Here is a 14,120-nt window from a genome sequence, read left to right as displayed (position 1 = left end):
AGACCTCTTGGCCCGATCATCCCTCGGTCGGGTTCGGCCCGCACTTTCTACGACGGCCGGACCGCTCCGCCTACTGCCGGCGTACTGGGGGGAACCCGGACGTCTCCGCCCTACGGACGATTACGGTCCCCGGGCGCCGAAGCGGTCGAACCGCGCACCACCAGCTCCGGCATGAACACGAACTCGCTGTGCGGCGCCGGTGTCCCGCCGATCTCCTCGAGGAGCGTGCGGACGGCGGCCTGGCCCATCGCGGGGACCGGCTTGCGGACGGTCGTGAGGGGCGGGTCGGTGAAGGCGATCAGCGGGGAGTCGTCGAAGCCGACCACCGAGATGTCCTGGGGCACCGCAAGGCCGCGCTGCCTGGCCGCCCGTATCGCGCCCAGCGCCATCATGTCGCTGGCACAGACGATCGCCGTACAGCCCCGGTCGATCAGGGCCGTGGTCGCCGCCTGGCCGCCTTCGAGGGTGTAGAGGGAGTGCTGGACCAGGTCGGTCTCGATCGTCTCGGGGTTGAGGCCCAGCTGTTCCTGGACCGACCTGACGAAGCCCTCGATCTTGCGCTGGACCGGCACGAACCGCTTGGGGCCGAGCGCCAGTCCCACCCGGGTGTGACCGAGCGAGACGAGGTGGGTGACCGCCAGGGTCATCGCCGCCCGGTCGTCGGGGGAGATGAACGGTGCCTGGACCTTCGGGGAGAAGCCGTCCACCAGCACGAAGGGGACGCCCTGCGCCCGCAGCTGCTCGTAGCGCTGCATGTCGGCCGTGGTGTCCGCGTGCAGGCCCGAGACGTAGATGATGCCGGCGACTCCGCGGTCGACCAGCATCTCGGTCAGTTCGTCCTCCGTGGAGCCGCCCGGTGTCTGGGTGGCGAGGACCGGGGTGTAGCCCTGGCGGGTCAGTGCCTGGCCGATGACCTGGGCCAGGGCCGGGAATATCGGGTTCTCCAGCTCCGGCGTGATCAGGCCGACCAGACCCGCGCTGCGCTGGCGCAGGCGGACGGGGCGCTCGTAGCCCAGGACGTCCAGAGCGGCGAGCACGGACTGGCGGGTGGTGGCGGCGACACCGGGCTTGCCGTTGAGAACGCGGCTGACGGTCGCTTCGCTCACCCCCGCCTGCGCAGCGATGTCGGCAAGCCGTGTGGTCACAGGGGTGGACTGTACCGGTCGGGTGCTGACTTGCACACCGATCGGACGCCGTGGGCGACCTGTAGAACGGCCCGCGGGCTGCTGCGTCATCGCGCTCCCTCATGAAAGTGATGGCAAGAGCTTGCAGAGTCTTGCACAGCGGTCCCGTGCCCCGCTGCGAGGCCCCTCAACCGCGACAACTACGGTCTCACGGCGGTCGAGGGGAGGTCACGCACGGATCACGCGCGGATAACTTCGGTGATGTCTTGCACTTTTTTGCTGCAAGGTCTTTCGTGCCGCTTACATCGCTGTTACGTTCACGTCGCCCGACGGCAGCAACGGCGCGGTCGGAGTCGGCAGGACAGCGGACGGGACCGCTTCCTGTAGCTAAACGGGCTCTCACCCTCAAGGAGAAACTCATGCGGCGTGGCATAGCGGCCACCGCGCTGGTGGCGTCCTTCGCCCTCGCGGCGACGGCCTGCGGCGGGGACGACAGCGGCAGCGACAACTCGTCCGGGCCGGTCACCATCACCTGGTGGGACACCTCCAACGCCACCAATGAGGCGCCGACGTACCAGGCCCTGGTCAAGCAGTTCGAGGCCGCCAACAAGGACGTCAAGGTCAAGTACGTCAACGTGCCCTTCGACCAGGCGCAGAACAAGTTCGACACGGCCGCCGGTGCCTCCGGCGCCCCGGACGTGCTGCGCTCCGAGGTCGGCTGGACCCCCGCCTTCGCCAAGAAGGGCTTCTTCCTGCCGCTGGACGGCACCGAGGCTCTCAAGGACCAGGCCAAGTTCAAGTCGAACCTGATCGAGCAGGCCAAGTACGAGGGCAAGACGTACGGCGTGCCGATCGTCACGGACACGCTCGCGCTGGTCTACAACAAGGCGCTCTTCACGAAGGCCGGCATCACCGAGGCCCCCAAGACCTGGGACGACCTCAAGACCGCCGCCGCCACCATCAAGGCGAAGACCGGCGTCGACGGCTACTGGGGCTCCACCCAGGCCTACTACGCCCAGTCCTTCCTCTACGGCGAGGGCACCGACACCGTCGACGCCGACGCCAAGAAGATCACCGTCAACTCGGCCGCCGCGCAGAAGGCGTACGGCACCTGGCTGGGCCTCTTCGACGGCAAGGGCCTGCACAAGGCCGACACCACCGCCGACGCGTACGCCCACATCCAGGACGCGTTCGTCAACGGCAAGGTCGCCGCGATCGTCCAGGGCCCGTGGGAGATCACCAACTTCTACAAGGGCAGCGCCTTCACGGACAAGAACAACCTCGGCATCGCCACCGTCCCGGCCGGCTCGGCCGGCAAGGCGGGCGCCCCGACCGGCGGCCACAACCTCTCGGTCTACGCCGGCTCGGACAAGGCCCACCAGGCCGCCGCGCTGAAGTTCGTCAACTTCATGACCTCGGCGGCGAGCCAGGCGACCATCGCCCAGAAGAACTCCACGCTGCCGACGCGCGACGACGCCTACACCGCCGCCGTCAAGGCCGACCCGGGCATCGCCGGCTACCAGACGGTCCTGTCCGCCGCCCAGCCGCGCCCGGCGCTGCCGGAGTACAGCTCCCTCTGGGGTCCGCTCGACACCGAACTGCCCAAGATCGCGGGCGGCAAGGAGACCCTCGACAAGGGCCTGAGCACCGCTGAGACCGCCATCGCCAAGCTGGTGCCGGACTTCAGCAAGTGAGCCGGTGTGGCCGCCGGATCTCCCACACATGGGGGGAGAGATCCGGCGGCCACCTGTCTGTGAGCCGTACCACCCCGTCGAAGATCCAGCGTGAAGATCCAGAAGGTGTCGAACCATGACAGTCGCCATCGACCGCGCGACCGGCAAGCGCCGCGGTGACCGTGAGCCGAAGCCCGGGCCGGCCGGGCGCCTGAGGCGCGGCTACCAGAAGCACTGGTACGCGTACGTGATGATCGCCCCGGTGGCGGTCGTCCTCGGCGTGCTCGTGCTGTACCCCCTGGTGTACGGCCTGTACCTGACGCTGACCGACGCCAACAGCCTGAACACCGCGCGCACGATCGGCGTCAACCACATCGACGCCACCTACAAGTTCATCGGCCTCGACAACTACGCCGACATCCTCTGGGGCCCGACGGCCTACGACCGCTTCTGGTCGCACTTCATCTGGACGATCGTCTGGACGGCGGCCTGTGTCGCCCTGCACTACGGCATCGGACTGGGCCTCGCGCTCCTGCTCAACCAGAAGCTGCGCGGGCGGACCCTGTACCGGCTGATCCTGGTGCTGCCGTGGGCGGTGCCCACCTTCGTCACCGTCTTCGGCTGGCGGTTCATGCTCGCCGACGGCGGCATCATCAACTCCGCGCTCGACGCCCTGCATCTGCCCTCGCCACTGTGGCTCGAGGACACCTTCTGGCAGCGGTTCGCCGCGATCATGGTCAACACCTGGTGCGGTGTGCCCTTCATGATGATCTCGCTGCTCGGAGGCCTCCAGGCCATCGACGCCTCCCTCTACGAGGCCGCCGAGATGGACGGCGCCAGCGCCTGGCAGCGCTTCCGGTACGTCACCCTGCCGGGGCTGCGGTCCGTCAGCTCCACCGTCGTCCTGCTGGGCATCATCTGGACCTTCAACCAGTTCGCCGTGATCTTCCTGCTGTTCGGCAACACCGCCCCCGACGCGCAGATCCTCGTCACCTGGGCGTACTACCTCGGATTCGGACAGCAGCCGCGTGACTTCGCCCAGTCCGCCGCCTACGGCATCCTGCTGCTGGCCATTCTGATCGTCTTCACCTCGTTCTACCGCCGCTGGCTGAACCGCAACGAGCAGCAGCTCGCGATCTGAGGCAGGAGTTCCCATGAGTAGCACCACCGCCGAGACCTCCGCCCCCGTGAGCGAGCAGCGTTCCAAGACCCCGCGCGCGCGGCGCCGCGGCGAGAACACCCTCGCCGGCTCCCTCGCCTCCCACGGCGTCCTGATCGTCGCGAGCGTCATCGCGCTCTTCCCGATCGCGTGGCTGGTCTATCTGTCCCTCGGCCCGGACACGGACGACTATCTGCACCCGGGCGGCATCTGGGACAAGATGACGTTCGACAACTACACGTTCGTCCTCCAGCACACCCAGTTCTTCGACTGGCTGAAGAGCTCGCTCATCGTCACGCTCGGCACCACGGCCATCGGCGTGCTCATCGCCGCCACCACCGGCTACGCCGTCTCCCGGATGCGCTTCCCCGGCTACAAGAAGTTCATGTGGGTGCTGCTGGTCACCCAGATGTTCCCGGTCGCCGTGCTGATGGTGCCGATGTACCAGATCCTCTCGGACCTGCAGCTCATCGACAACTACTTCGGCCTGATCCTCGTCTACTGCACGACGGTTATCCCGTACAGCGCCTGGCTGCTCAAGGGGTACTTCGACACCATCCCCTTCGAGATCGACGAGGCGGGACGCGTGGACGGGCTCACCCCGTTCGGCACCTTCTTCCGGCTGATCCTGCCGCTCGCCAAGCCCGGTCTCGCGGTGGCCGCCTTCTACAACTTCCTCACCGCCTTCAGCGAGGTCGCCTTCGCGTCGACGTTCATGCTCAGCGACGACAAGTACACCCTTGCCGTCGGTCTGCAGTCCTTCGTCAGTGAGCACGACGCCCAGCGCAACCTCATGGCCGCCACGGCGGTGCTCATCGCGATACCCGCCGCCGTGTTCTTCTACCTCGTGCAGAAGAACCTGGTGACCGGCCTCACCGCGGGCGGCACCAAGGGCTGAGCCGGTACGAGACTCCCGCGCGCCGTCAGGTGCGCGGGTGGCGGCCGCGGTGTCCATCCGACCCCGCCGGCACCGCGGCCGCCTCATCCACCGCCTCGTCGACCCGCCTCGAGACCACTCGCCCTCGACAACGAAGCCGAGCCCCAACACTCCATGTCAGCAACTCCGTTACGTACCAAGGACGCCATGAGCCAGCAGCCCGCAGCCCCGGCCCCCACCCCCACCTCGGCTGTCGCCACCGTCGCCAAGCGCCGTGACTGGTGGCGGGACGCGGTGATCTACCAGGTGTACCCGCGCAGCTTCGCCGACAGCAACGGCGACGGCATGGGCGACCTGGAAGGCGTACGCTCCCGTCTCCCGTACCTGCGCGACCTCGGCGTGGACGCCGTGTGGCTCAGCCCCTTCTACGCCTCCCCGCAGGCCGACGCCGGTTACGACGTCGCCGACTACCGCGCGGTCGACCCCATGTTCGGCAACCTCCTCGACGCCGACGCGCTCATCCGGGACGCCCGTGAACTGGGCCTGAGGATCATCGTCGACCTGGTCCCGAACCACTCCTCCGACCAGCACGAGTGGTTCAAGCGGGCGTTGCGGGAAGGCCCCGGCTCCTCCCTCCGGGACCGCTACCACTTCCGGACCGGCAAGGGCGCGAACGGCGAACTGCCGCCCAACGACTGGGAGTCCATCTTCGGCGGCCCCGCCTGGACCCGGGTCACCGAGCCGGACGGCACCCCCGGCGAGTGGTACCTGCACCTCTTCGCCCCCGAGCAGCCCGACTTCAACTGGGAACACCCGGCGGTGGGGGACGAGTTCCGCTCCGTCCTGCGCTTCTGGCTGGACATGGGCGTCGACGGCTTCCGTATCGACGTGGCCCACGGCCTGGTCAAGGCGGCGGGTCTGCCGGACCTCGGTGCCCATGACCAACTCAAGCTGCTGGGCAACGATGTCATGCCGTTCTTCGACCAGGACGGCGTCCACGAGATCTACCGCCAGTGGCGGCTCATCCTCGACGAGTACTCGGGCGAGCGCATCTTCGTCGCCGAGGCCTGGACCCCGACCGTCGAGCGCACCGCGAACTACGTCCGCCCCGACGAGCTCCACCAGGCCTTCAACTTCCAGTACCTGTCCACCGAGTGGGACGCGGAGCAGCTGCGCGAGGTCGTCGACCGCACCCTGGAGGCGATGCGCCCGGTCGGCGCCCCCGCCACCTGGGTGCTGTCCAACCACGACGTGACGCGGCACGCCACCCGCTTCGCCAACCCGCCCGGCCTCGGCACCCAGATCCGCACGGCCGGCGACCGCGAGGCCGGTCTGCGGCGGGCGCGGGCGGCCACGCTGCTGATGCTGGCGCTGCCCGGCTCGGCGTACGTCTACCAGGGCGAGGAGCTCGGCCTGCCGGACGTCGTCGACCTGCCCGACGAGGTGCGTCAGGACCCGGCGTACTTCCGCGGCGCCGGCCAGGACGGCTTCCGTGACGGTTGCCGCGTCCCGATCCCGTGGACGCGTGAGGGCTCGTCGTACGGCTTCGGCGACGGCGGCAGCTGGCTGCCCCAGCCGTCCGGCTGGGGCGAGTTGAGCGTGGAGGCGCAGCAAGGGGTGCCCGGTTCGACGCTGGAGCTGTACCGCTCGGCCCTCGGCATCCGCCGCTCGCGGCCCGACCTGGGCGCGGGCGACGCGGTGGAGTGGCTGAAGGCCCCGGCGGGCGTACTGGCCTTCCGGCGCGGGGAGTTCGTGTGCGTGGCGAACACCACGGGGGAGTCGGTGACGACCCCGGCGTACGGGCGGGTGCTGCTCGCTAGCGACGAGGTGACCGAGACGGAGGCCGGCGAGGCCAAGCTTCCGGCGGACACGACGGTGTGGTTCACGACGGCCTGACGGCGTCTCTGAAATTTCTTGCATCAACTTCACACGGCCCGCTGCCTTTTCAGGCAGCGGGCCTTTAACATCTCCGTCACCGCAAGTTTGCTGACATGTTTCAGCAAGAGCCTTCAACGGAGAAGGACTTCCCCACATGGCAAGCAGCAGACCCCTTTCGGGCGCCCTCGCCCTGGCCGCCGCAGCCGTCGTCATGGCCCCCACGGCCGTGTCCGCCGCCCCGCCCGGCACCAAGGACGTCACCGCCGTCCTCTTCGAGTGGAACTTCGCCTCGGTCGCCAAGGAGTGCACCAACACCCTCGGCCCGGCCGGTTACGGCTACGTCCAGGTCTCCCCGCCCGCCGAGCACATACAGGGCTCGCAGTGGTGGACGTCGTACCAGCCCGTCAGCTACAAGATCGCGGGCCGGCTGGGCGACCGGACGGCCTTCCGGAGCATGGTGAACACCTGCCACGCGGCGGGCGTGAAGGTCGTCGTCGACACGGTCGTCAACCACATGTCGGCGGGCAGCGGTACCGGCACCGGTGGCTCCTCGTACACGAAGTACGCCTACCCGGGCCTGTACTCCTCGTACGACTTCGACGACTGCACCTCCCAGATCAGCAACTACGCCGACCGCTGGAACGTCCAGCACTGCGAGCTGGTCGGCCTCGCCGACCTGGACACCGGCGAGGAGTACGTCCGCAAGACCGTCGCCGGGTACATGAACGACCTGCTCACCCTCGGGGTCGACGGCTTCCGTATCGACGCGGCCAAGCACATCGACACCGCCGACCTCGCCAACATCAAGTCGCGGCTGACGAACCCGGGCGTGTACTGGAAGCAGGAGGTCATCTACGGCAGCGGAGAGGCCGTCCAGCCGACCGAGTACACCGGCAACGGGGACGTCCAGGAGTTCCGTTACGCCTACGACCTCAAGCGGGTCTTCAACAGCGAGAACCTCGCCTACCTGAAGAACTACGGCGAGGGCTGGGGCTATCTGAGCAGCTCCGCCGCCGGTGTGTTCGTCGACAACCACGACACCGAGCGCAACGGATCGACCCTCACCTACAAGGACGGCGCGAACTACACGCTCGCCAACGTCTTCATGCTCGCGTATCCCTACGGGGCCCCGGACATCAACTCCGGGTACGAGTGGTCGGACGCGGACGCCGGGCCGCCCGACGGCGGTGCCGTGAGCGCCTGCTGGCAGAACGGCTGGAAGTGCCAGCACGCCTGGCCGGAGATCCTGCGCATGGTGGCCTTCCGCAACGCCACGCGGGGCGCGGCGATGACCGACTGGTGGGACAACGGGGGCGACGCGATCGCCTTCGGGCGGGGCAGCAAGGGGTATGTCGCGATCAACCACGAGAGCGCTTCCCTCAGCCGGACGTACCAGACGTCCCTCGCCGCCGGCACCTACTGCAACGTGCAGAACAACACGACCGTGACCGTGAACGGCTCGGGCCAGCTCACGGCGACCCTCGCCGCGGGCACGGCGCTGGCGGTCTACGCGGGCAAGTCGAGCTGCTGACCGTCCCCCGGTCCGCCCGTTCACGCGACCGCGCACCGTCGTCTCCGGCAGTGCGCGGTACGCGAGGGGCGAGGTCGTCCTGCTTCCAGGTGTCGCTCGTGGAGCACCCGGCCGAACTGCCGGTGGTGTGTGCGCGGTTCGTACCGACTCCCTGGTCACGTTCCCGGCCGAGTCCTTCTTGACGTACTTGTACTCGAAGGACGTGTCGACCGGCACGCTCACCGCCCGACCGGATCGGGTAGCCGGCGGAAGGCGATCGCGCTCCTCGCTGGGCACGTCAAGGTTCTGGTGAAAGTTCTTGCTGTGAGTTGCAAGTCTCTTGCTGTAAACCTTTCGTCAGCGATACGGTCACGCGGGCGCCCGGCGACGAAGCCGTCCCGCGGCGTCGGGGTCGGACCCGAGAGAGCCGCAATCGCAAGGAGTTCCCGCCTGTGATACCGAGATGGCCGGCGCCCCCGACGCGCCGCACCGCGCCAACCGCCCGACGGATCGCGGCCGTCGCCGTGGCCGCGCTGGCCGCAGCCCTCGTGCAGCCCCTCGCGGCGCACGCGGACAGCCCGCCCCCACCGCCGTCCGACGCGAAGCTGGCCGCCGCCCCGGCCCGCCACGACGACACCCGTGAGCAGTTCTACTTCGTCATGCCGGACCGCTTCGCCAACGGCAGCACCGCCAACGACAAGGGCGGGCTGACCGGTTCACGCCTCACCACCGGTTACGACCCCACCGACAAGGGCTTCTACCAGGGCGGTGACCTCAAGGGCCTGACCGGGCGGCTCGACTACATCAAGGGCCTCGGCACCACCTCCATCTGGATGGCGCCGATCTTCAAGAACCGGCCCGTGCAGGGGGCCGGCAGCAACGCCTCGGCCGGCTACCACGGCTACTGGATCACCGACTTCACCCAGGTCGACCCGCACTTCGGCACCAACAAGGACCTGGAGACCCTCATCTCCAAGGCGCACGCCAAGGGCATGAAGGTCTTCTTCGACGTCATCACCAACCACACCGCCGACGTCGTCGACTACGAGGAGAAGTCCTACGACTACCTGTCCAAGGGCGCGTTCCCGTACCTGACGAAGGACGGCGATCCCTTCGACGACGCCGACTACGCGGACGGCGGCACGAAGTTCCCGGCCGTGGACGCCGGATCCTTCCCGCGCACCCCGACGGTCACCGCCGCGCAGCAGAACGCGAAGGTCCCGTCCTGGCTCAACGACCCGACGATGTACCACAACCGCGGCGACTCGACCTACGCCGGTGAGTCGACCACGTACGGGGACTTCTCCGGGCTCGACGACCTGTGGACCGAGCGCCCCGAGGTCGTCCGCGGGATGGAGAAGATCTACCAGCGCTGGGTGCGGGACTTCCGGATCGACGGCTTCCGGATCGACACCGTGAAGCACGTGAACATGGAGTTCTGGACCCAGTGGGCCACGGCCCTCGACGCCTACGCCGCCGAGCAGGGCCGGGACGACTTCTTCATGTTCGGCGAGGTCTACTCCGCCGACACCTCGATCACGTCCCCGTACGTCACCCAGGGCCGCCTCGACGCCACGCTCGACTTCCCGTTCCAGGAGGCGGCCCGCCAGTACGCCTCCCAGGGCGGCAGCGCGCAGAAGCTCGCCTCGGTCTTCGCCGACGACTACAAGTACACGACCGACAAGGCCAACGCCTACGAGCAGGTCACCTTCCTCGGCAACCACGACATGGGCCGCTTCGGGTACTTCCTGAACCAGGACAACCCCAAGGCCACCGACGCCGAACTCCTCGCCAAGGACAAGCTCGCCAACGAGCTGATGTTCCTCAGCCGCGGCAACCCGGTCGTCTACTACGGCGACGAGCAGGGCTTCACCGGCTCCGGCGGCGACAAGGACGCCCGCCAGACGATGTTCGCGTCGAAGACGGCCGACTACCTCGACGACGACGAGATCGGCACCGACCGCACCCACGCGAACGACGCCTACGACACCGGCGCCCCGCTGTACCGGCAGATCGCTGCGCTCGCGAAGCTCCGCAAAGCGAACCCCGCCCTCACCGACGGCGTCCAGACCGAGCGCTACGCGGCGGACGGCGCCGGCGTCTACGCCTTCTCCCGCAACGGCACCGGCAAGGACACGACCGAGTACGTCGTCGCCTTCAACAACGCCGGGACGGCGCAGGAAGCGACCTTCGCAACCGGTTCCGCGAACACCGCGTTCCGCGGGATCTACGGCACCGACAAGACGATTGCCGCCGGAGCCGACAAGAAGATCACCGTCACCGTTCCCGCGGGCTCGGCCGTCGTTCTCAAGGCCACCCGCACACTGCCCGCCCCGGCCGCCGGGCCGACCGTCGCCCTGCACGCCCCCGCAGCCGGCGCCACCGGCACCGTCGAGCTGAGCGCCGACGTGGACGGCGGTCAGCTCAACCGGGTCGTCTTCGCCGCCCAGACCGGCAACGGCAAGTGGCAGACCCTCGGCTCCGCCGACCACGCCCCCTACCGGGTCACGCAGACCGTCGACGCGGACGTACCCGCGGGAACGGCCCTGCGCTACAAGGCGGTCGTCGTCGACTCGGCCGGGCGCACGGCGAGCGCCACCGCGGCCTCCGTCACCGGCACCCCGCCCGCCGAGGAGACCCCCACCGCCTCCTCCCGCGACTACGCGATCGTCCACTACAAGCGCACCGACGGCGACTACGCCGACTGGGGCCTGTACGCCTGGGGCGACCTCGCCGACGGCGAGTCGACCACCTGGCCGGACAGTCATCCCTTCGTCGGCCGGGACGCGTACGGGGCCTTCGCCCACGTCAAGCTGAAGCCGGGCGCCTCGTCCGTCGGGTTCCTCGTCATCGACAAGGACGGGAACAAGGACGTCTCCGCCGACCGCACGATCGACGTCACGAAGACCGGCGAGGTCTGGATCGAGCAGGGCAAGGAGGGCCTCCTCACGGAGAAGCCCGAGTACCCGGCCCAGGACACCGGCAAGGCCGTCCTGCACTACCACCGCGCCGACGGCGACTACACCGGCTGGGGTCTGCACACCTGGACCGGCGCCGCCGACCCCACCGAGTGGTCGAACCCGCTGAAGCCGACCACGACCGACGCGTACGGCGCGGTCTTCGAGGTGCCGCTCACCGCCGGCGCCACCAGCCTCAGCTACATCCTGCACAAGGGCGACGAGAAGGACCTCCCGACCGATCAGTCGCTGGACCTCACGAGCAACGGGCACGAGGTGTGGCTGCTGAGCGGCCAGGAGAAGTACCTGCTCCCGCAGCCGGCCGGCTCCGCGGCGGCCCTCGACCTGACCACGTCCAAGGCGGTCTGGATCGACCGGAACACCGTCGCCTGGAACGGCTCCGAGGCCGCCGCCTCGACCCAGCTGCTGTACAGCGGCAAGGGCTCGATCGCGGTCGCCGACGGCACCCTCACCGGGGCCGCCAAGTGGCTGCGGCTGACGAAGACCGCTCTCACCGACGCCCAGAAGGCCGCGTACCCGCACCTCAAGGCCTACACCGCCTGGTCCGTCGACCCACGCGACCGGGACCGGGTGCGTGAGGCGCTGAGCGGTCAGGTCGTCGCCTCCCAACGGGCCGTGAACGGCGCGGTGCTGGCGGCGACGGGTGTGCAGATCGCGGGCGTGCTGGACGACCTGTACACCGGCGCGACCAAGGCGCGGCTCGGTCCGACCTTCCGCGACGGCCGGCCCACCCTGGCCGTCTGGGCCCCGACGGCGCAGCAGGTCTCCCTGGAGCTCGACGGCTCCACCGTGAAGATGAAGCGCGACGGCTCCACCGGCGTCTGGTCCGTCACCGGGCCCAGGTCCTGGAAGAACAAGCCCTACCGGTACGCCGTGACGGTGTGGGCGCCCAGTGTCGGCAAGGTCGTCACCAACAAGGTCACCGACCCCTACTCGGTCGCCCTCACCACCGACTCCGGGCGCAGTCTCGTCGTCGACCTCGACGACAAGGCCCTCGCCCCCGGCGGCTGGTCCACGCTCACCAAGCCGAAGGCCGTCCCGCTGAAGGACGCCCAGATCCAGGAGCTGCACGTCCGGGACTTCTCCGTCGCGGACACGACCGTCCCCGCCCAGGACCGGGGCACCTACGTGGCCTTCACGGACCGGGACAGCGACGGCTCGAAGCATCTGCGGGAGCTGGCGGCGGCGGGCACGTCGTACGTCCATCTGCTGCCCGTCTTCGACATCGCGACCATCGCCGAGGACAAGGCCGCACAGTCGACCCCCGACTGCGACCTGGCCTCCTATCCGGCCGACTCCGAGAAGCAGCAGGAGTGCGTGGCCGCGACCGCCGCGAAGGACGCCTACAACTGGGGTTACGACCCGTACCACTACACGGTCCCCGAGGGTTCCTACGCGGGCGACCCGGACGGGAGTGCCCGTACCGTCGAGTTCCGCCGGATGGTGAAGTCGCTGAACCAGGAGGGCCTCAGGGTCGTCATGGACGTGGTCTACAACCACACGGCGGCGAGCGGCCAGGCGGCGACCAGCGTCCTCGACCGGATCGTCCCCGGCTACTACCAGCGGCTGCTCGCCGACGGCTCGGTGGCGAACAGCACCTGCTGCGCGAACACCGCGACCGAGAACGCGATGATGGGCAAGCTGGTCGTCGACTCGATCGTCACCTGGGCCAAGGAGTACAAGGTCGACGGCTTCCGCTTCGACCTCATGGGACACCACCCCAAGGCCAACATCCTGGCGGTGCGCAAGGCGCTGGACGCGCTGACCCTCGCCAAGGACGGTGTCGACGGCAAGAAGATCATCCTCTACGGCGAGGGCTGGAACTTCGGCGAGGTCGCCGACGACGCCCGGTTCGTCCAGGCCACCCAGAAGAACATGGCGGGCACGGGCGTCGCGACCTTCTCCGACCGGGCGCGTGACGCCGTGCGCGGCGGCGGGCCGTTCGACGAGGACCCGGGCGTCCAGGGCTTCGCGTCCGGGCTCTACACCGACCCCAACTCATCCACGAACAACGGCACTTCGGCCGAGCAGAAGGCCCGACTGCTGCACTACCAGGACCTGATCAAGGTCGGGCTGAGCGGCAACCTCGCCTCGTACGGCTTCACGGACACCGACGGCAAGGAGGTCACCGGCGCCGAGGTCGACTACAACGGCGCCCCGGCCGGCTACGCGGACGCGCCCGGCGACGCCCTCGCCTATGTCGACGCGCACGACAACGAGTCGCTGTTCGACGCGCTGGCGTACAAGCTGCCGGGGGACACCTCGGCGGCCGACCGCGCCCGTATGCAGGTCCTCGCCATGGCCACCGCCGCGCTCTCCCAGGGCCCGGCCCTGTCCCAGGCCGGCACCGACCTGCTGCGCTCCAAGTCCCTGGACCGCAACTCCTACGACAGCGGGGACTGGTTCAACGCGATCCACTGGAACTGCGCCGCCGGCAACGGCTTCGGCCGGGGACTGCCACCGGCCGTCGACAACGCCGCCAAGTGGCCTTACGCCAAGTCACTGTTGACGACCGTCGGGGTCGGCTGCCCGCAGATCACCGCCGCCTCCGCCGCCTACCGGGATCTGCTGAGGGTCCGCACCACCGAGAAGGTGTTCTCCCTCGGGACGGCCGAGCGGGTGCAGTCGACGCTCTCCTTCCCGCTGTCCGGGAAGGACGAGACGCCCGGGGTGATCACCATGGAACTCGGTGACCTCGTCGTCGTGTTCAACGCGACGCCGACCGCGCGGAAGCAGACCGTAGACGCGCTCGCCGGGACCGGATACCGGCTGCACCCGGTGCAGGCGGCGGGGTCGGACCCCACCGTCAGGACCGCGTCGTACGCGACGGAGTCCGGCACGTTCGACGTGCCGGGCCGGACCGTCGCGGTGTTCTCCCGGACGACCCCCTAGACAGGGGCATTACCTTGGTGGAGCAGGCC

General features: G+C 69.0%; 7 protein-coding genes. 6 read left to right on the top strand and 1 reads right to left on the bottom strand.

Translation table 11 applies throughout. The annotated features are described in order from the left end of the window. Window positions 1-110: 110 nt before the first annotated feature. Window positions 111-1,145, bottom strand: a complete 1,035-nt coding sequence (locus OG736_RS13610; RefSeq protein ID WP_327182666.1) for a LacI family DNA-binding transcriptional regulator — start codon at window positions 1,143-1,145, stop codon at window positions 111-113. Between the two features lie 398 nt (window positions 1,146-1,543). On the opposite strand from OG736_RS13610, the gene OG736_RS13605 reads away from it, so the two are divergent. From OG736_RS13605 to pulA, 6 genes are all read left to right on the top strand, one after another. After that, complete coding sequence (locus OG736_RS13605) at window positions 1,544-2,818, top strand: extracellular solute-binding protein (protein ID WP_327182665.1); 1,275 nt, start codon at window positions 1,544-1,546, stop codon at window positions 2,816-2,818. Between the two features lie 115 nt (window positions 2,819-2,933). After that, window positions 2,934-3,938, top strand: a complete 1,005-nt coding sequence (locus OG736_RS13600) for a carbohydrate ABC transporter permease (RefSeq protein WP_020126748.1) — start codon at window positions 2,934-2,936, stop codon at window positions 3,936-3,938. 13 nt (window positions 3,939-3,951) lie between these two features. Next, on the top strand, window positions 3,952-4,854 hold the full coding sequence (locus OG736_RS13595; protein WP_327182664.1) for a sugar ABC transporter permease: 903 nt from the start codon (window positions 3,952-3,954) through the stop codon (window positions 4,852-4,854). 186 nt (window positions 4,855-5,040) lie between these two features. Continuing rightward, entirely contained in the window at window positions 5,041-6,729 is a 1,689-nt protein-coding gene (locus OG736_RS13590; RefSeq protein ID WP_327182663.1) for a glycoside hydrolase family 13 protein, read from the top strand. A gap of 136 nt (window positions 6,730-6,865) precedes the next feature. Then, a complete protein-coding gene (locus tag OG736_RS13585; protein ID WP_327182662.1) occupies window positions 6,866-8,242 on the top strand; it encodes an alpha-amylase in 1,377 nt (458 codons plus the stop codon). 431 nt (window positions 8,243-8,673) lie between these two features. Then, the gene (pulA, locus tag OG736_RS13580) at window positions 8,674-14,091 is read left to right on the top strand and encodes a pullulanase-type alpha-1,6-glucosidase (protein ID WP_327182661.1); all 5,418 of its coding nucleotides are present in this window, start codon (window positions 8,674-8,676) and stop codon (window positions 14,089-14,091) included. The last annotated feature ends 29 nt before the right edge of the window (window positions 14,092-14,120 follow it).

It is taken from the genome of Streptomyces sp. NBC_01334, assembly GCF_035983595.1.
Taxonomy (GTDB): domain Bacteria; phylum Actinomycetota; class Actinomycetes; order Streptomycetales; family Streptomycetaceae; genus Streptomyces; species Streptomyces coriariae.
The sequence above is the reverse complement of the archived record's forward strand: the minus strand, read 5'-3'. Positions and strand labels throughout refer to the sequence as shown.

Bases quoted from the DNA above. Each gene is read 5' to 3' on its own strand.
- OG736_RS13605 (WP_327182665.1), top strand. From the start codon at position 1,544: ATGCGGCGTGGCATAGCGGCCACCGCGCTGGTGGCGTCCTTCGCCCTC.
- OG736_RS13600 (WP_020126748.1), top strand. From the start codon at position 2,934: ATGACAGTCGCCATCGACCGCGCGACCGGCAAGCGCCGCGGTGACCGT.
- OG736_RS13595 (WP_327182664.1), top strand. From the start codon at position 3,952: ATGAGTAGCACCACCGCCGAGACCTCCGCCCCCGTGAGCGAGCAGCGT.
- OG736_RS13590 (WP_327182663.1), top strand. From the start codon at position 5,041: ATGAGCCAGCAGCCCGCAGCCCCGGCCCCCACCCCCACCTCGGCTGTC.
- OG736_RS13585 (WP_327182662.1), top strand. From the start codon at position 6,866: ATGGCAAGCAGCAGACCCCTTTCGGGCGCCCTCGCCCTGGCCGCCGCA.